18 protein-coding genes, 1 tRNA gene and 1 other RNA gene are annotated in these 16527 nt (G+C 68.6%); 15 read left to right on the top strand and 5 right to left on the bottom strand.

Features of this window, described 5'->3' with window-relative positions:
• Positions 1–132: 132 nt before the first annotated feature.
• Positions 133–966, top strand: a complete 834-nt coding sequence (locus tag KF887_08810) for a DUF481 domain-containing protein (GenBank protein ID QYK43177.1) — start codon at positions 133–135, stop codon at positions 964–966.
• A 59-nt stretch (positions 967–1025) separates the two neighbouring features.
• Here KF887_08810 and ssrS read toward each other — a convergent pair.
• A non-coding RNA gene (gene ssrS / locus KF887_08815) (6S RNA) lies at positions 1026–1182 on the bottom strand.
• Positions 1183–1258: 76 nt separating this feature from the next.
• Here ssrS and KF887_08820 point away from each other — a divergent pair.
• Complete coding sequence (locus tag KF887_08820) at positions 1259–1732, top strand: MmcB family DNA repair protein (protein ID QYK43178.1); 474 nt, start codon at positions 1259–1261, stop codon at positions 1730–1732.
• Here KF887_08820 and KF887_08825 read toward each other — a convergent pair.
• Positions 1713–1922 carry a hypothetical protein gene (locus KF887_08825; protein QYK43179.1) on the bottom strand — a complete coding sequence of 70 codons (210 nt, stop codon included), beginning with the start codon at positions 1920–1922 and terminating at the stop codon, positions 1713–1715. The two genes, KF887_08820 and KF887_08825, sit on opposite strands and share 20 nt — an antisense overlap.
• Before the next feature lie 119 nt (positions 1923–2041).
• On the opposite strand from KF887_08825, the gene KF887_08830 reads away from it, so the two are divergent.
• The 4 genes from KF887_08830 (at position 2042) to KF887_08845 (ending at position 6318) form a co-directional block, all read left to right on the top strand.
• Positions 2042–2953 carry a bifunctional helix-turn-helix transcriptional regulator/GNAT family N-acetyltransferase gene (locus KF887_08830; GenBank protein ID QYK43180.1) on the top strand — a complete coding sequence of 304 codons (912 nt, stop codon included), beginning with the start codon at positions 2042–2044 and terminating at the stop codon, positions 2951–2953.
• On the top strand, positions 2950–3843 hold the full coding sequence (locus KF887_08835) for a DMT family transporter (protein ID QYK43181.1): 894 nt from the start codon (positions 2950–2952) through the stop codon (positions 3841–3843). The genes KF887_08830 and KF887_08835 overlap by 4 nt, the downstream gene beginning before the upstream one ends.
• A gap of 13 nt (positions 3844–3856) precedes the next feature.
• Positions 3857–3933: transfer RNA gene (locus KF887_08840), tRNA-His, on the top strand.
• 102 nt (positions 3934–4035) lie between these two features.
• Positions 4036–6318: an RNA-binding transcriptional accessory protein gene (locus KF887_08845; protein QYK43182.1), complete on the top strand. Its 2283-nt coding sequence runs from the start codon at positions 4036–4038 to the stop codon at positions 6316–6318.
• 157 nt (positions 6319–6475) lie between these two features.
• Here the strand turns inward: KF887_08845 and KF887_08850 are convergent, their stop codons facing one another.
• The 3 genes from KF887_08850 to tldD all read right to left on the bottom strand — a co-directional run bounded on the left by KF887_08850 (position 6476) and on the right by tldD (position 8899).
• Positions 6476–6907: a hypothetical protein gene (locus KF887_08850; GenBank protein ID QYK43183.1), complete on the bottom strand. Its 432-nt coding sequence runs from the start codon at positions 6905–6907 to the stop codon at positions 6476–6478.
• A 37-nt stretch (positions 6908–6944) separates the two neighbouring features.
• A complete protein-coding gene (locus KF887_08855; protein QYK43184.1) occupies positions 6945–7319 on the bottom strand; it encodes a hypothetical protein in 375 nt (124 codons plus the stop codon).
• Positions 7320–7474: 155 nt separating this feature from the next.
• Positions 7475–8899 carry a metalloprotease TldD gene (tldD, locus tag KF887_08860; GenBank protein ID QYK43185.1) on the bottom strand — a complete coding sequence of 475 codons (1425 nt, stop codon included), beginning with the start codon at positions 8897–8899 and terminating at the stop codon, positions 7475–7477.
• A 178-nt stretch (positions 8900–9077) separates the two neighbouring features.
• Between tldD and coxB the strand changes: the two genes are divergently transcribed.
• The 9 genes from coxB (at position 9078) to KF887_08905 (ending at position 16514) form a co-directional block, all read left to right on the top strand.
• A complete protein-coding gene (gene coxB, locus KF887_08865; protein QYK43186.1) occupies positions 9078–9959 on the top strand; it encodes a cytochrome c oxidase subunit II in 882 nt (293 codons plus the stop codon).
• 44 nt (positions 9960–10003) lie between these two features.
• The gene (locus KF887_08870; protein ID QYK43187.1) at positions 10004–10936 is read left to right on the top strand and encodes a heme o synthase; all 933 of its coding nucleotides are present in this window, start codon (positions 10004–10006) and stop codon (positions 10934–10936) included.
• Position 10937: 1 nt separating this feature from the next.
• On the top strand, positions 10938–11132 hold the full coding sequence (locus KF887_08875) for a hypothetical protein (GenBank protein ID QYK43188.1): 195 nt from the start codon (positions 10938–10940) through the stop codon (positions 11130–11132).
• Positions 11129–11698: a cytochrome c oxidase assembly protein gene (locus tag KF887_08880; GenBank protein ID QYK43189.1), complete on the top strand. Its 570-nt coding sequence runs from the start codon at positions 11129–11131 to the stop codon at positions 11696–11698. Before KF887_08875 ends, KF887_08880 begins: the two co-directional genes overlap by 4 nt.
• Before the next feature lie 11 nt (positions 11699–11709).
• Positions 11710–12516, top strand: coding sequence for a cytochrome c oxidase subunit 3 (locus KF887_08885; GenBank protein QYK43190.1), 807 nt, complete (start codon positions 11710–11712; stop codon positions 12514–12516).
• 69 nt (positions 12517–12585) lie between these two features.
• The gene (locus KF887_08890; GenBank protein QYK43191.1) at positions 12586–13266 is read left to right on the top strand and encodes an SURF1 family protein; all 681 of its coding nucleotides are present in this window, start codon (positions 12586–12588) and stop codon (positions 13264–13266) included.
• A 10-nt stretch (positions 13267–13276) separates the two neighbouring features.
• Positions 13277–14674: a threonine synthase gene (locus tag KF887_08895; GenBank protein ID QYK43192.1), complete on the top strand. Its 1398-nt coding sequence runs from the start codon at positions 13277–13279 to the stop codon at positions 14672–14674.
• Positions 14671–15930 carry an insulinase family protein gene (locus tag KF887_08900; protein QYK43193.1) on the top strand — a complete coding sequence of 420 codons (1260 nt, stop codon included), beginning with the start codon at positions 14671–14673 and terminating at the stop codon, positions 15928–15930. The genes KF887_08895 and KF887_08900 overlap by 4 nt, the downstream gene beginning before the upstream one ends.
• Positions 15930–16514, top strand: a complete 585-nt coding sequence (locus KF887_08905; GenBank protein QYK43194.1) for a GNAT family N-acetyltransferase — start codon at positions 15930–15932, stop codon at positions 16512–16514. The genes KF887_08900 and KF887_08905 overlap by 1 nt, the downstream gene beginning before the upstream one ends.
• The last annotated feature ends 13 nt before the right edge of the window (positions 16515–16527 follow it).

The following is a 16527-nucleotide window of genomic DNA, read 5'->3' on the forward strand; positions in this document are numbered from 1 at the left end:
CGATGAGTAATTCTCGGGTCATCCATGAGTATTCCGAATTTTTCTTTCCCGGTCAGGTGCTTATGTGCGCAGTCGGTAGCAACCCCCGGTGCTGCGGCATGTGCCGGCCGGGACTTATGGAGTGGATTTGCCATGAAGACCATGCTTTCGACCGGCGCGGTCGCCGCGCTTCTTCTCGCCACGGCGGCCCCGGCCGCGTTCGCTCAGGCGACCCTTACGGGGACCCGGGCGCTTGAGGACCGGCTGGATGACATCGACACCGCCGTGCGCGACGATATCGCGCGGGCCGAGGACGCAAGCCGGTTCGGCAACCCTGAATTCCGTCCGGGCCTGTCCGGCTCGGCCTCGCTGGCCTATGCGGCCAAGACCGGCAACCAGGACACGCAGGAATTCACCCTGGGGGCCCGGTTGCGCCATGCGCAGGGCGACTTCGTGCAGTCGATCGGCATCGCGCTCGACTTTGCCGAGGCCGCCGGGTCCAAGACAAAGGAAGACGTGTTCGGCATCTATGACGCGAACTACTACTTTGCACCGAACGCGTATGGTTTCGTCCTCGGTCGGGTAAAGACCGACGGCCTGGCCACGACGGTTGACGACGTCAAGACCGATGCCTTCCTGGGCTTTGGTCTGGGGTATCGGATCGTCAACACGTCCGATGTGGCCTGGCGCGTCCAGGCCGGCCCCGGTGTCAGCTACCTGAAGGACGGCACCGGCGTGTCTGACACCGAAGGCGGCGCAATCGCCTCGTCGCGGCTGTTCTGGAAACTGACCGAAACGGCCTTTGTGACGATGGATACCGATGTGCTGAACTCGAAGTCGGCGCTGCGGGCGAACAACGACCTGGGTGTGAACTTCAAGATGACGGACAGCCTGACCACACGGGTCAGCTATCTGACCGACTACAACGACAGCCGGGCGATCCGCACCGACAACAAGCTGGGCGTGTCGCTGGTGCTGAACTTCTGACATCGGCGCCGGGCAGGAACGGAAGGGGCGGGCCGCAAGGTCCGCCCCATCTCGTTGCGGCGGGAACCGCAGCAGCCGTGAAGGCGTGAATTTCCCGAGAGCCTGACGTATCAGGTGGGCGCCAGATACCAGGGCCAGAACCCTGGCAGAGCCAGCCCCCTCGGAAATGCTTATCGGCCACTGGAAAAGTGCCAAGCACGCGCAGAGCAGAACCCGCCGCCGCCGAAGATAGGGCTGCCGCGCCGCCACCGCAAGGCTTGCGACATGTTCACCTTTGGTTCATGATTGCCCCATGAATCCGCTGACTGCATCGCCAGATCTGTCGCTGCCTGCCCTTCCGGGGCAGCGTCTGGCACGCGGCGTCTGCCGCCATCTGGTCTCATTGGGCTTTGCCTGCGTCGAGGAACTGGTTCCGGCGCCGGGCCTTCGGGTCGATGTGATGGCGCTCGGGCCGCGCGGCGAACTCTGGGTGGTGGAGTGCAAGTCGGGCCGGGCGGACTATGCCGCAGACCGCAAGTGGCAGGGTTATCTGGAATTCTGCGACCGGTTCTTCTGGGCGGTCGATGCGGAGTTTCCGGTCGCGCTCTTGCCCGAAGAGACCGGGCTGATCCTTGCCGATGCCTGGGATGCCGACATCCTGCGCATGGCTCCGGATACGCCGCTGGCATCTGCGCGGCGCCGCGCGATGACGCAGCGTTTCGCCCGCCATGCCGCGCTGCGCCTGCAGGCGCTGCGCGATCCCGGGGTCAGCGCCTTTTCGGCTTGACCGCGCCCATGGCCCGCGCCGCCTCGGCCGCCGCGCGCAGTTCCTCGGCGATCTCCTCGGCCTCGTCGGGGTCGAAGTCGAGCGGCAGCTCGATGCCGCCCTCGGCCTCGATGTAGATGCGCACCATGCCAATGCTGGTGGGCCCGATCTGCAGGTTCGCCGCGATGTCGCTTTGCTTGTCGATACCCATGAAACCCTCCGGATCCCGCCCGACTGCCGATAGCGAAGGATGCCGGGGCGGTGCAAGCGGCAATTGCTTGACGGAATCAAGGAAATGCCATCCGCTGCACCTGCGCAGGGAGAGTTGCCATGGACACGATCGACCGCATCCGCGCCTTCAACCGCTTCTACACCGGGCATCTGGGCCTGCTGGGGCGCAGCTACCTGGGTTCGGGGCTGGGCGTGACCGAGGTGCGCATCCTGCACGACCTTCAGGGCGAAGGCCCGGTCCGGGCGCGCGAACTGGCGCGGTCGCTGGGCATCGACGAAGCCTTTCTCAGCCGCGTCCTGCGCGGTTTCGAGACGCGCGGCTGGATCATGCGCAGCACCAATCCGCAGGATGCCCGCCAGCGCGACGTGGTGCTGACCGATGCCGGGCGCAGCCGGCTGCAGGATCTGCAGGCCCGGTCGCGGGCTGCCGTGGCGCAGGTTCTGTCCCCGCTGCCGCCCGAGGCGCAGGATGCGGTGGCCGAGGCGCTGACGCAGGTCAGGACACACCTGACCGCAACGCGCGACGCGGCCGAACTGGCCGATCTTCGCCCGGGCGACGCAGGCTGGGTGATCGCCCGGCATGCCGTGCTCTATGCCGAGGACGAAGGCTATGACGCCAGCTTCGAGGGGCTGGTGGCGGACATCGTGGCGCGGTTCCTGAACAGCCATGACCCCTCGCGCGAGCGTGGCTGGATCGCCTGGCGGGGCGGTGTGCGGGTCGGGGCGATCTTCTGCATGGCCGAGGGCGCGGACGAAGCCGACTGCGCCCGCCTGCGGCTGTTCTTTGTCGAGCATTCCGAGCGGGGCACCGGACTTGCGCAGCGGATGATCGAGGAATGTCTGCGGTTTGCGCGCGGGGCGGGCTATGCCCGCATGCGGCTGTGGACGCATGAAAGCCATCGGGCTGCCGGGCGGCTGTATGACCGGAACGGTTTTGGCCTGGTGTCGAGTGCGGCGGCGCATGCCTTCGGTCAGGACGTCGTCGAACAGGTCTGGGAACGTCCGCTTTGAACCGCAGGCTGGGCCATCTGGCGGCGGCGTTCACCGGGCTGCAGGTGGGCGGTGGCATCCTGGCCACGCGGGCCCTGGGCGACGCGGTGGGCCCGGCGACGCTGGCCTGCCTGCGCTATGGTGTGGCCGTTCTGGTTCTGGCACTGCCCTTCGCGCTGATGGCTCGCGCACCGATCCCCCGGCGCGATCTGGCGGGTATCGCGCTGCTGGGGGCGGCGCAGTTCGCGCTGCTGGTCTGGCTGCTGAACCTGGGACTGCAGAGCCTGCCCGCCGCACCTGCGGCACTTGTCTTTGCCACGATGCCCGCGATGACGCTGGCCTTTGCCGCCGCACTTGCCGTCGAGCCGATGACCCCCCGAAAGCTCTGCGCGATGGTGCTGGTTCTGGCGGGCGTGGCGGCGGCGTTGGGGCCGATGGCGGTGGCCTGGGGTGACATGCCGGGCCTGCTGGCAGTGGCTGGCGCGGCGGCGACCGGCGCGCTTACCGCGATTGCCAGCCGCCCCTATCTGGCGCGCTACCCGACCTTGCAGGTCGGCGCCCTGGCCATGGCGGCCGCAGTGGCGGTTCTGGCGCTGCCCGCGCTGGCCGAGGCGCCCGCGTCCGCCCTGATGCGGTTGCAGGGGCATGAGATGCTGCTTGTCCTTGCCATCGGGCTATCCTCGGGGGCGGGATACCTGCTGTGGCTGACGGCGCTGCGCAACCTCGAACCCGCTGCCGCCACACTCTATCTTGGGCTTTCGCCGGTTGTGGCCGCGATTGCTGCGCCCTGGCTGCTCGGCGAGGCCGCGGGCTGGGGTGTCTGGGCCGGGCTGGCGCTGGTTCTGGCGGGGCTGCGGGTGGCGGGGCGCCCGGTCGCATCGCGGCTTGCATTCCGCCGCCCCCGGGGGTAAATGCCCCGCCAGTGCCGCCTTAGCTCAGTTGGTTAGAGCACCAGATTGTGGATCTGGGGGTCCCCCGTTCGAGCCGGGGAGGCGGTACCATCCGATCCCCCGTCCTTCAGTTTGCGGCGTGCCGCCGGGTCTGCCCTTGGCCCCCCGGCGGGGTGCCGCTATGGTCACCGTCCCCCGACCTGCGAGGATGACATGACCGACGCCGCCGCCCCCCGCATCGCCCGCCTGATCGCCACCGAGATCGGCGCCTCGGCCGCGCAGGTGCAAGCCGCGGCTGACCTGCTGGACGGCGGTGCGACGGTGCCCTTCGTCGCCCGCTACCGCAAGGAGGCGACGGGGGGCCTTGATGACACGCAGTTGCGCAAGCTTTCGGAAAGGCTGGACTATCTGCGCGAACTGGAAGCCCGGCGCACCGCCGTGGTGACCGCGGTCACCGAACAGGGCAAGATGACGCCCGAGCTTGCACGGGCCTTCGCGCAGGCGGCGACCAAGGCCGATCTTGAGGATCTTTACCTGCCGTTCCGCCCGAAGCGCCGGACCCGGGCGCAGATTGCGCGGGAGAACGGGCTCGGCCCCCTGGCAGAGGCGATTCTGCAGGATCGCCGGGCCGATCCGGCGGTGCTGGCCGCCGCTTTCCTGTCCGGGGCGGTGCCCGACACGAAGGCCGCGCTCGAAGGGGCCCGTGACATCGTGGCTGAGGGGCTGGCCGAGGACGCGGCGCTGCTGGGACGGCTGCGGGCGCATCTGCGCGAGGCGGGGCGGATCGTCGCGAAGCTGGTCGAGGGCAAGGCCGCCGAGGGACAGAAGTTCGCGGACTACTTCGATCATTCCGAGCCCTGGGCCAAGGCGCCGTCGCATCGCGTGCTGGCCATGCTGCGGGGCAGGAACGAGGGGGTACTGACCGTCGATCTGGAGGTGGAGCCCGAGGCGCCGCGCGGCCAGAGCACGGCAGAGCGCGCCTGCGGCGCGGCTCTGAAGGCCGCAGGCACGGGCGCCGCGGATGCCTGGCTGCGCGAGGCGGCGGCATGGGCCTGGCGGGTGAAGATACGCACCGCGCTGGTGCTGGATCTGACGGCCGAGCTGCGGGATGCCGCCGAGGCCGAGGCGATCCGGGTTTTCGCGCGCAACCTCAAAGACTTGCTGATGGCGGCCCCGGCCGGGGGCAAGGCCACCATGGGCCTTGATCCGGGGATCCGGACGGGGGTGAAGGTGGCCGTGGTGGACGCCACCGGCAAGGTGCTTGCGACCGATACGGTCTATCCATTTCCGCCGAAATCCGACCTGCGGGGGGCGCAGGCGAGCCTTGCGCGGCTGATCGGGGCGCATGGGGTGCGGCTGATCGCGATCGGCAACGGGACGGCATCGCGCGAGACCGAGAAGCTGGTGGATGACCTGCTGCAGCGCCTGCCCGGGGAGCGGCCGCAGCGGGTGGTGGTGAGCGAGGCAGGGGCCAGCGTCTATTCGGCATCGGAACTGGCGGCGCGGGAGATGCCCGATCTGGACGTGTCGCTGCGGGGGGCTGTGAGCATCGCGCGACGGTTGCAGGACCCGCTGGCGGAACTGGTGAAGATCGAGCCCAAGGCGATAGGAGTTGGGCAATATCAACATGATGTGGACCAGACGCGGCTGGCGCGGGCGCTGGAGGGCGTGGTCGAGGATGCGGTGAACGCGGTCGGGGTGGACCTGAACACCGCCTCTGCCCCGCTGCTTGCGCGGGTGTCGGGGGTGGGGCCGTCGCTGGCTGAGGCGATCGTGGCGCATCGCGAGACGGCGGGCGCCTTTGCGACGCGGCGCGACCTGCTGAAGGTGGCGCGGCTGGGGCCCCGCGCCTTTGAACTGGCAGCCGGATTCCTGCGCATCCAGGGCGGGAAGGAGCCGCTGGATGCCTCGGGCGTTCATCCGGAAGCCTATGATGTTGCAAGAAAAATCGTTGCGGCCTGCGGTCGGGACATTCGCGCGCTGATGGGCGACGGGGCGGCGCTGCGGCGGCTTGACCCGGCGCGCTTCGTGGATGACCGGTTCGGGCTGCCGACGGTGCGGGACATCCTGGCGGAACTGGAAAAGCCGGGGCGCGACCCCCGGCCCGCGTTCCGCACCGCCGTCTTTGCCGAAGGTGTGAACGAGATCAAGGATTTGCGCCCGGGAATGATGCTGGAAGGGACGGTCACGAACGTCGCGGCCTTCGGCGCCTTCGTGGATGTGGGCGTGCACCAGGACGGGCTGGTCCATGTGAGCCAGCTGGCCGACCGCTTCATCAAGGACCCGCATGATGTTGTAAAGGCTGGCGATATCGTCCGCGTGCGGGTGGTCGAGGTGGATGTGGCGCGCAAGCGCATCGCGCTGAGCATGCGCAGGGACGGGGGCGGCGAACGGCCTGCGGCAGCGGCGGCGCGCCCGGCCAAGGCGGCGCCTGCGACGCCGGGGGCAGGCGGTGCCCTTGCCGAGGCGTTGCGCGGGCGGTTCGGCAAGGGATGAGGCGGAAGGCGCGGCGAATCGGCGGTTAACGGCTGAAAGGGCAGGAATTTCCGCGTCGGTTTCCCGTCCCGCAGGCGTCGGTTCCGCGTATGGCATCCGTCCCGACAGGCCGCGCCCCGGTGGCGGGGTAAACGCAACGCGCGGCCGGGGTGCGGGATCATCCGGCGCGGGCGGCCGGTCCGATGCGCCAGAGGATCGCGCGGAGGGCCAGAAGCATCGCCACGCCGAAGCCGGTGGCCAGTTCGCTGGACACGATGCGTGCGGCCAGTGCGCCCGCCACCAGGCCGACAAGCCCGGCAGGCAGATAGCCGAAGCGGCCGCGTTCCAGAAGGAGCCAGACGATCGGCAGCGCAAGCGCCCAGCCGATCCAGGACAGGAAGGGCGAGAACAGCAGCGCCATGGCGATCGCCCAGAGGGCAAGCGCGACCTCGCCCATCACCTGACCGGCGAGGGCGAAGACCGCCAGAAGGATGCCGCCGAGGATGGCCGGGGCGACCCATAGCACGATCACGGCCAGGACAAGGCCCCGCCACGGCGGCGGCGGGGGTGATCGCATCAGCGTCGCCGGGAAGGTGGCAGGGTGGTCCATGGTCCGATCCCCGTCTTCCCCGACGGTGGCGCCCCGATCAGAGTTGCAGCAGTTTCTCGGCGCTGAGCATGTTGATGATGGTCGATCCGTAGCCCTTGCGCATGGCGAATTTCAGCAGGGCGTTGTCTTCGAGCCGCTTGAGGACATCGGCCTCTTTTGCGGGCTTCTTGGTCTTGGCATTGATCAGCATCTTGATCACGTCGCCAAAGCCCTGCGGCGTGACCTTTGGCATCGGCTTGTCGCCGACGACCTGGAAGAACTTGTCGGCTTCCAGAAACTGTCCGACAGCCTCATAGATCAGCGGGTCGATGCGCCGGTTCCAGATCTTGGCAAGCTGCCGGGGTTCCTTGAGATTGGTGAACTGTTTTGCGGTGGGTTCGTTCTTCACCAGTTCGAAGGCGAAGTTCACCATGAATACATCTGTCAGTCTCGCAGCCACTTTCCTAACCTTTCACTGAAACTTCGTTGCACGGCGTGCTGATCGGGCCCGCCCGGGACCGCGATCAGACGCGAAAAACGCTAGGTTCGAACAAAATGCGAGTCAACTGACAACGCCCGTCAGGCGCGTCAGCGCGCCGCGGCGCCGCCCACGGTCAACCCGCCGATCATCAGCGTGGGCTGGCCGACGCCGACGGGCACCCATTGGCCTGCCTTGCCGCAATTGCCAATGCCCGGGTCGAGCGCCATGTCATTGCCGACCGCGCGGATGTGTTTCAGCGCGGTGGCGCCGTCGCCGATCAGCGTGGCGCCCTTGACCGGGGCCCCGATGACGCCGTTCTTCACGCGATAGGCCTCGGTGCAGGAAAACACGAACTTGCCGTTGGTGATGTCGACCTGCCCGCCGCCGAATCCCACGGCATAGATGCCGTCCCTCAGGTCGGCGAGGATCGCGGCCGGATCGGAATTGCCGCCCAGCATGTAGGTGTTGGTCATGCGCGGCATCGGGATATGGGCGAAGCTTTCGCGCCGACCGTTGCCGGTCGGGGCGACGCCCATCAGCCGGGCGTTCTGGCGGTCCTGCATGTAGCCCACGAGGATGCCATCCTCGATCAGCACGTTGCGGGCCGAGGGGGTGCCTTCATCATCGACCGAGAGCGAGCCGCGCCGGTCGGGGATCGTGCCGTCGTCCAGCACCGTCACGCCCGGGGCGGCGATGCGGGTTCCCAGAAGCCCGGCGAAGGCCGAGGTGCGCTTGCGGTTGAAATCGCCCTCCAGCCCGTGGCCGATGGCCTCGTGCAGCAGGATGCCGGGCCAGCCGGGGCCGAGGACGACATCCATTTCGCCCGCCGGGGCGTCGACGGCGCCGAGGTTCACCAAGGCGATGCGCAGCGCCTCGCGCGCGACGCCCTGCCAGTGGTCGCGTGCCATCAGGCCGGCCAGGCCGAAGCGTCCGCCGCCGCCCATGCCGCCGGATTCGCGGCGCCCGTTCTGCTCGACGATGCAGGAGATGTTGAGCCGCGCCATGGGGCGGATGTCGGAGACCAGATGCCCCTCGGGGCGCAGGATCGTCACCTCCTGGTGGCTGGCCGACAGCGTGGCCGACACCTGCACGACGCGGGGGTCCTGGGCGCGCAGCCAGGCGTCGATCTCGCGCAGGGTGTCGATCTTGACCGCGAAGGCCGCGTCATCGAGCGGGTCGGCGTCGGAATAGAGGCGGCGGTTGGTGCCGGGGGGCGGGGCGGCCAGCGTGCCGCCGCCATCGCCCACCGCAAGGCGCGCGGTGTCCGCCGCGCGGGTCAGGGCGCGTTCGCTGATCTCGGTGGAATGGGCGTAGCCCGCCACCTCGCCCCGGACGGCGCGCAGACCGAAGCCCTCGGAGGCGTCGTAGGAGGCGGTCTTGACCCGGCCGTCATCCAGCACGATGCCCTCGGACCGGCGGCGTTCGAGGAACAGCTCGCCATCCTCGGCGCCGGCGGTCGCGGCCCGCAGGATGCGCAGCGCGGCCGTCTGGTCGAGGTGGGTGTCGAAGGGGCGGAAGGGGGCGTCGGACATGGGTGCTCCTCGGGGGTGGCGCCTTGATCTGCGTCAAGCGGGCCAAAGTGCCGCAACCGGGGTACTTGCCCGGTTCCCCCCAATATGGTTTCAGAGGCGGTGGAGACAACGGGATTCCGGCCGGGAGGGCGGGATCGCGGCGGCCCGCAGAGGCCGCGTAGAGAAACGGGAACCGGACATGCGCATTTCGACCCTCATCACAGGCCTGACGGCCGGCCTTCTGGCCGCCGGGGCCGCCCTTGCCCAGGATCTTCCGATCATCGGTGTGCCGGTCGACGGGGGGATGGGGTTCCAGCCATCGGCGACCGAGCTGAAGCATGACATCGTCTGGCTGGACACGATGCTGCTTTACATCATCACGGTGATCTCGATCTTCGTGACCGGCCTGCTGGCCTGGGTGGCGATCCGCTACAACGACAAGCGCAACCCGAAGCCTGCGACCTTCACCCACAACAGCCCGCTGGAAGTGGCCTGGACGGTGGTTCCGATCATCATCCTTGTGTTCATCGGCGCGTTCTCGCTGCCGGTGCTGTTCAAGCAGCAGGAAATCCCGACGGCCGACATCACGATCAAGGCGACGGGCTACCAGTGGTACTGGGGCTATGAGTATGTGGATGACGGCTTTGCCTTCGACAGCTACATGATCGGTGCCCCGGCGACCGGCGGCGACAACCGCCTGACGCCCGAGGTCGAGGCGCAGCTGGTCGAGGCCGGCTATCAGCGGGAGCATTTCCTGCTGGCGACCGATACCGCCATGGTCGTGCCGGTGAACAAGACCATCGTGGTGCAGGTGACCGGGTCTGACGTGATCCATTCCTGGACGATCCCGGCCTTCGGGGTGAAGCAGGACGCGGTGCCGGGCCGCCTGGCGCAGCTGTGGTTCAAGGCCGAACAGGAAGGCGTCTATTTCGGCCAGTGTTCGGAACTCTGCGGCATCGCGCACGCCTACATGCCGATCACCGTCAAGGTGGTCAGCGAGGCCGCCTATGCCGAATGGCTGGAAGGCGCGAAGGCCGAATATGCCGGATCGGTGCCGGCGGTGCAGGTCGCGGCGAACTGACGGAACCGGGGCCGCCGCGGCGGCCCCGCTGAAGGGACGGAACAATGACCGACACGACCACCACCATCCGGACGGGCGATGCGGGGTTCGGCGATTACGTCGCCCTGCTGAAACCGCGCGTCATGTCGCTGGTGGTGTTCACGGCGCTGGTCGGCCTTCTGGTGGCGCCGGTGTCGATGCACCCGGTCGAAGCCTTTGCGGCGATCCTGTTCATCGCGCTGGGGGCCGGGGCCTCGGGCGCGCTGAACATGTGGTACGACGCCGACATCGATGCGGTGATGACCCGCACGCGCCGCCGCCCCGTGCCCTCGGGCCGGGTCGAGGCGGGCGAGGCGCTGGCGGTCGGGCTGGCGCTGTCGGGGATTTCGGTGGTGATGCTGGGGCTGGCCACGAACCTGATGGCGGCGGCCCTGCTGGCCTTTACCATCTTCTTCTATGCGGTGGTCTATTCGGTCTGGCTGAAACGGTCGACCCCGCAGAACATCGTGATCGGCGGCGCGGCGGGGGCCTTTCCGCCGATGATCGGCTGGGTCGCCGCGACCGGGTCGGTCAGCGTGGAAGCCTGCCTGATGTTCGCGCTGATCTTCATGTGGACGCCGCCGCATTTCTGGGCGCTGGCGCTGTTCATGAAGGAGGACTACCACACCGCCGGGGTGCCGATGCTGACGGTCACGCATGGCCGGCGCACGACGCGGGCGCACATCCTGGGCTACACGCTGGCGCTGGTGCCGGTGTCGGTCTGGGCGGCGCTGTCGGGGATCGGCGGGCCGCTGACATTGACCGTGGCGGTGGTGCTGAACGGCTGGTTCCTGCTGGGCGCCTGGCGGATCTGGCGTCGCGACGAGGTGGCGGCCGTTGCCGATGGCTATCGCGTCGAGAAGCGGGTGTTCCGGTTCTCGCTGTCCTATCTGTTCCTGCATTTCGTGGCCTTCCTCGCCGAGGCGGCGCTGCGGACCCATGGTCTGGGGGGCTGGTGACATGGCGTTCCGGCCCGATCACGAAATCCACCGTCGCCGGTTCTCGCGCAACCTGGGGCTGGGCCTGACCCTGGTGGCCTTTGTCGCGCTGGTCTTTGCGCTGACCGTGGTCAAGGTGACGCGGGGCGATCCGATGCAGGGTTTCGACCATGTGATGCGCCCCGAGATGGTTCCGTCCGAGGGGGCAGGCCAATGACCCCGCAGCAGAGGACCGCCGCGCAGCTGGCCGCCGTGGGCGTGACCATGCTGTCGCTGAGTTTCGCCGCCGTGCCGTTCTATGACTGGTTCTGCCGAGTGACCGGCTATGGCGGCACCACGGCGACGGCATCGGCCGCGCCCGGGACGGTGCTGGACCAGATGGTGACGGTGCGGTTCGACGCGTCGAAGGAATCCGGCATGCCGTGGGATTTCGTGCCGATGCAGCGCGAGATGAAGGTGCGGATCGGCGAGGTCGGGCTGGCCTTCTACCAGGCCTCGAACCCGGGCGACCGCGCCGTGGCGGGCACCGCAAGCTTCAACGTCACGCCCGACGCGGCCGGCGGCTATTTCACCAAGATCGACTGCTTCTGCTTCCAGCAGCAGGTGCTGGAACCGGGCGAATCGGTGCAGATGCCCGTGACCTTCTACGTCGATCCGGGCATCGTGACCGACCGTGAGGGGCGGTTCGTGCATACCATCACGCTGTCCTATACATTCCACGAAACGCCGCTGCCGGAAGAACAGGCGGCCATCGCACCGGCAACGACCGGCGCGGTCAACTGAACGAGGGAACCATGGCCCACGCCAAGAACCACGACTACCACATCCTTGCCCCGTCGATCTGGCCGTTCCTTGGCGCGGTCGCGGCCTTCGTGATGCTGTTCGGCGCCGTGCTGTGGATGCACGGCAGCGGCCCGTGGATGGGTCTGATCGGGTTTGTCGGGGTGCTCTACGTCATGTTCGCCTGGTGGGCGGATGTGGTGAAGGAAAGCGCGGTGGGCGACCACACCCCGGTGGTGCGGATCGGCCTGCGCTATGGGTTCATCCTGTTCATCATGTCCGAGGTGATGTTCTTCTCGGCGTGGTTCTGGAGCTTCTTCAAGCACGCGATGTACCCGATGCATCCCGACGGGATCAGCCCGATCGTCGATGGCGTCTGGCCGCCCGCCGGGATCGAGACCTTCGACCCCTGGCACCTGCCGCTGATCAACACGCTGATCCTGCTGTGTTCGGGGGCTGCCGCCACCTGGGCGCACCACGCGCTTGTGCATGAGAACAACCGGCAGGACCTGAAGCACGGGCTGATCCTGGCGATCGCGCTGGGGGTGCTGTTCACCGGGTTCCAGGCCTATGAATACAGCCATGCGGCCTTCGGTTTCTCGGACAACATCTATGGCGCCAACTTCTTCATGGCGACCGGGTTCCACGGGTTCCACGTTCTGGTCGGCACGATCTTTCTGACGGTCTGCCTGATCCGGGTGTATCGCGGGCACTTCACCCCGGAAAAGCACATCGGGTTCGAGGCGGCAGCCTGGTACTGGCACTTCGTCGACGTGGTCTGGCTGTTCCTGTTCCTGGCGATCTATATCTGGGGTCGGTGACCCCGCATCAGGGGGTTGGCGGGCGCGGGCCGGAGACGGCCCGCGCCCCGTCTGTTTGAGGGGTCGGCCATGCTGCGCCGCTTGATCTTTCCGGTGATCCTCGGGCTGGCGGGCTTTGCCGTGCTGGTGTCGCTGGGCCTGTGGCAGGTGCAGCGGCTGGCCTGGAAAGAGGGCGTGCTGGCCGACATCGCCGCGCGCATCGCGGCCGTGCCGGGGGCGGTGCCGCCCGCGCCGGACCCCGCGCGCGACCAGTATCTGCCGGTCGCGGTGGCGGGGCGGTTCACCGGGCAGGGGCTGGACGTGCTGGTCAGCCGCAAGCAGATCGGCGCGGGATACCGGGTGATCGCGGTGCTGGAGGACAGCGACGGGCGGCGTCTGCTGATCGACAGGGGGTTCCTGCCCGAGGCGGCGCGCGGCAGCGCGCGGCCGGGGCCCGAGGCGGGGCCGGTGCTGCTGGAGGGCAACCTGCTGTGGCCGGACGAGGTGGACGGGTTCACCCCCGCACCGGATGCCCGCACCGGCCTGTGGTTCGCGCGCGACCTGCCCGCCATGGCCGGGGCGCTGGGGACCGAGCCGGTGCTGGTGGTGGCGCGGACCCCGACCGGGGCGGGGGTGGAGCCGATGCCGGTGGATACCGGGGGCATTCCGAACGACCATCTGGGCTATGCCGTGCAGTGGTTCGGGCTGGCGGCCGTATGGCTGGGGATGACAGCGTTCTGGGTCTGGCGTATCAGGCGCAGGACGGTTTGAAGGGGTCGCGATGCGCTATGTGTCCACCCGGGGGGCGGCCCCGGTCCTGAGCTTTGCGGAAGCGATGATGACGGGCCTTGCCCGCGACGGCGGGCTTTACGTGCCCGAGGCCGTGCCCGCCCTGGCGCCCGAGGAGATCGCGGCGCTGGCCGGGCTGTCCTATGAGGAGGTGGCGTTCCGCGTGATGCGCCCGTTCCTGGGCGACACCTTCGGCGATGACGAGTTCCGCGGTCTGGTCGCGGCGGCCTATGCGGGCTTTGGCCATGTGGCGCGGGCGCCGCTGGTGCAACTGGCGCCCGGACATTTCCTGCTTGAGCTGTTCCACGGGCCGACGCTGGCCTTCAAGGATTTCGCCATGCAGCTCATCGGGCAGATGATGCAGGCGCAGCTGGCGAAATCGGGCGAGCGGATCACGATCGTCGGGGCGACCAGCGGCGATACCGGCTCTGCGGCGATGGAGGCGTTCCGGGGCCTGCCGAACGTGCGGCTGTTCATCCTGTATCCGCACGGCCGCGTGTCGGACGTGCAGCGCCGCCAGATGACCACGCCGGCCGAGGCGAATGTGCATGCGCTGGCGGTGGATGGCGATTTCGACGCCTGCCAGGCGCGGGTCAAGGACATGTTCAACGACTTCGCCTTTCGCGACGGGGTGCGGCTCGCGGGGGTGAACAGCATCAACTGGGCCCGGGTGCTGAGCCAGGTGGTCTATTACTTCTATGCCGCCGTGGCGATGGGCGCACCGCAGCGCCCGGTCAGCTTTACCGTCCCCACCGGCAATTTCGGCGACATCTTCGCGGGCTTCATCGCGCGCGAGATGGGGCTGCCGATCGACCGGCTGGTGATCGCCACCAACCGGAACGACATCCTGCACCGCTGCATGGAGACCGCCGCCTACACCAAGCACGGCGTCGCGCCGACGATCAGCCCGTCGATGGATATCGAGGTGTCGTCGAACTTCGAGCGCGCGCTGTTCTGGGCGCATGGCCGCGACGGTGCGGCGGTGGCGGCGCTGATGGCCGAACTGTCGGCCAGCGGTGGGTTCCGCCTGTCGCAGAACGCCATGGCGAACCTGACGGCGATCTATGACAGCGGCATGGCCGACGAGGCGACGACCTCGGCCACGATCGCGCGGGCGCGGGCCGAGACGGGCGAACTGCTGTGCCCGCATTCGGCGGTGGGCGTGGCCGTGGCCAACCGCCATCGGCCGCGCAACCCCGCGACGCCGATGGTCACGCTTGCGACCGCGCATCCGGCGAAGTTTCCCGATGCGGTCGAGGCCGCGACAGGGCTGCGTCCGCCGCTGCCGCCGCGCATGGCCGACCTGTTCGACCGGCCCGAGCGGGTCACCCGGGTGCCCGACGACCTGCAGGCCATCCAGTCCCTCATCCGCGAAAGGATCGCAGATTGACCGCACGCCTGACCACGCTGCCGAACGGGCTGCGGATCGTGACGGAGGAGATGCCGGGGCTGATGTCGGCCTCGGTGGGGCTTTGGGTCAGCGCCGGGGGACGGCACGAGCGGCGCGAGCAGAATGGCGTCGCGCATTTCCTGGAGCACATGGCCTTCAAGGGCACGCCGACGCGCAGCGCCCTGCGCATCGCCGAGGAGATCGAGGATGTCGGAGGCTACATCAATGCCTACACCTCGAAGGAGATGACCGCCTATTATGCCCGCGTGCTGTCGGGCGACGTGGCGAGGGCCATCGACATCCTGGCCGACATCGTGATGAACCCGGTCTTTGCCGCGGAGGACATCGAGACCGAGCGGCATGTCATATTGCAGGAGATCGGGCAGGCGCTGGACACGCCCGACGACATCATCTTCGACTGGCTGCAGGAAGCGAGCTATCCCGACCAGCCGTTCGGGCGCACCATCCTGGGGCCTGCCGACCTGGTGGAGCGATTCGGGGCCGACGACATGCGGATGTTCGTGGCGGCCCATTACGGGCCGGACCGGATGATCCTGTCGGCCGCGGGCGGCATCGACCATGACACCATCGTGGCACAGGCCACCGCCCTGCTGGGCGGGCGCGCGGCGGTGGGTGACGGGGGCGTCGTGCCCGCGCGGTTCGCCGGGGTCGAGCGGCGCGAGGAGAAGGACCTGGAGCAGGCGCATTTCGCGCTGTCGCTGGAGGCGCCGGGCTATCGTGACGACCGGGTTCATGCCGCGCAGGTCTATGCGATGGCGATGGGCGGCGGCATGTCATCGCGGCTGTTCCAGAAGATCCGCGAGGAACGGGGTCTGTGCTATTCGATCTTTGCCCAGGCCGGTGCCTATGAGGATACCGGGTCGATCACGATCTATGCCGGAACCTCGGGCGAGGAGGTTGCCGAACTGGCCGCGCTGACCGTCGAGGAACTGAAGCGGTCGGCCGATGACATGACCGAGGCCGAGGTGGCGCGTGCGCGTGCGCAGTTGAAGGCCGGTCTGGTGATGGGGCTGGAAAGCCCGTCGTCGCGGGCCGAGCGTCTGGCGCGGATGGTGGCGATCTGGGGCCGGGTGCCGGGCGTCGAGGAGGCGGTGGCCAAGGTCGATGCCGTCGATGTGGCGGCGGTGCGGGCCTTTGCCGGGTCGATGACGCAGGGCGGTGCCGCGCTGGCCCTTTACGGGCCGGTGACGGCGGCGCCGGACCTGGAGGCGATGCGGAAGGGGCTGGCCGCCTGATGTTCGGGTTCCGGCGCAGGGTCAGGCTGGAGACCGAGCGCATGTCGCTGCGCCTGCCGCAGCATGCCGACTGGCGGGCATGGTCCGACCTGCGCGGCGCGAGCGAAGAGTTCCTGGCCCCGTGGGAACCGGTCTGGTCGCCCGACCATCTGTCGCGCCGGTCGTTCACCAACCGTGTCTACTGGGCCGCCCGGGCCGAGGCGCAGGGAACGGCGCTGCCGTTGCTGATGATCCGGCGCGCGGATCAGGCGCTGCTGGGCGCGATCACGCTGGACAACATCCGGCGGGGGCCCGCACAGGCCGGAACGCTGGGCTACTGGATCGGGGCGCCGCACGCCCGGCAGGGTCTGATGGCCGAGGCGATCCGCGCCGTCGTTCACCACGCCTTCCGCGAGATGGACCTGAGCCGCATCGAGGCGGCCTGCCTGCCCGAGAATGCGCCGTCGCGCGGCCTGCTGGAGGCATCGGGCTTCAAGTACGAGGGTGTCGCGCAAAGCTATCTGCAGATCGCGGGGCGATGGCGCAACCATGTGCTGTACGCCAACCTGCGGAGCGACCGGCGCGGCCGCACCGACGCAGGCTGACCGCGCGCCGGTC

This window comes from Paracoccaceae bacterium, assembly GCA_019454225.1.
Lineage (GTDB): Bacteria > Pseudomonadota > Alphaproteobacteria > Rhodobacterales > Rhodobacteraceae.

Excerpts from the sequence above, each read along its gene's own strand:
- KF887_08830 (QYK43180.1), top strand. The coding sequence starts at position 2,042 with ATGGACACGATCGACCGCATCCGCGCCTTCAACCGCTTCTACACCGGG.
- tldD (QYK43185.1), bottom strand. The coding sequence starts at position 8,899 with ATGTCCGACGCCCCCTTCCGCCCCTTCGACACCCACCTCGACCAGACG.
- KF887_08845 (QYK43182.1), top strand. The coding sequence starts at position 4,036 with ATGACCGACGCCGCCGCCCCCCGCATCGCCCGCCTGATCGCCACCGAG.
- KF887_08875 (QYK43188.1), top strand. The coding sequence starts at position 10,938 with ATGGCGTTCCGGCCCGATCACGAAATCCACCGTCGCCGGTTCTCGCGC.
- coxB (QYK43186.1), top strand. The coding sequence starts at position 9,078 with ATGCGCATTTCGACCCTCATCACAGGCCTGACGGCCGGCCTTCTGGCC.
- KF887_08825 (QYK43179.1), bottom strand. The coding sequence starts at position 1,922 with ATGGGTATCGACAAGCAAAGCGACATCGCGGCGAACCTGCAGATCGGG.
- KF887_08895 (QYK43192.1), top strand. The coding sequence starts at position 13,277 with ATGCGCTATGTGTCCACCCGGGGGGCGGCCCCGGTCCTGAGCTTTGCG.
- KF887_08880 (QYK43189.1), top strand. The coding sequence starts at position 11,129 with ATGACCCCGCAGCAGAGGACCGCCGCGCAGCTGGCCGCCGTGGGCGTG.
- KF887_08885 (QYK43190.1), top strand. The coding sequence starts at position 11,710 with ATGGCCCACGCCAAGAACCACGACTACCACATCCTTGCCCCGTCGATC.
- KF887_08870 (QYK43187.1), top strand. The coding sequence starts at position 10,004 with ATGACCGACACGACCACCACCATCCGGACGGGCGATGCGGGGTTCGGC.
- KF887_08820 (QYK43178.1), top strand. The coding sequence starts at position 1,259 with ATGAATCCGCTGACTGCATCGCCAGATCTGTCGCTGCCTGCCCTTCCG.
- KF887_08905 (QYK43194.1), top strand. The coding sequence starts at position 15,930 with ATGTTCGGGTTCCGGCGCAGGGTCAGGCTGGAGACCGAGCGCATGTCG.
- KF887_08850 (QYK43183.1), bottom strand. The coding sequence starts at position 6,907 with ATGGACCACCCTGCCACCTTCCCGGCGACGCTGATGCGATCACCCCCG.
- KF887_08890 (QYK43191.1), top strand. The coding sequence starts at position 12,586 with ATGCTGCGCCGCTTGATCTTTCCGGTGATCCTCGGGCTGGCGGGCTTT.
- KF887_08810 (QYK43177.1), top strand. The coding sequence starts at position 133 with ATGAAGACCATGCTTTCGACCGGCGCGGTCGCCGCGCTTCTTCTCGCC.
- KF887_08855 (QYK43184.1), bottom strand. The coding sequence starts at position 7,319 with ATGGTGAACTTCGCCTTCGAACTGGTGAAGAACGAACCCACCGCAAAA.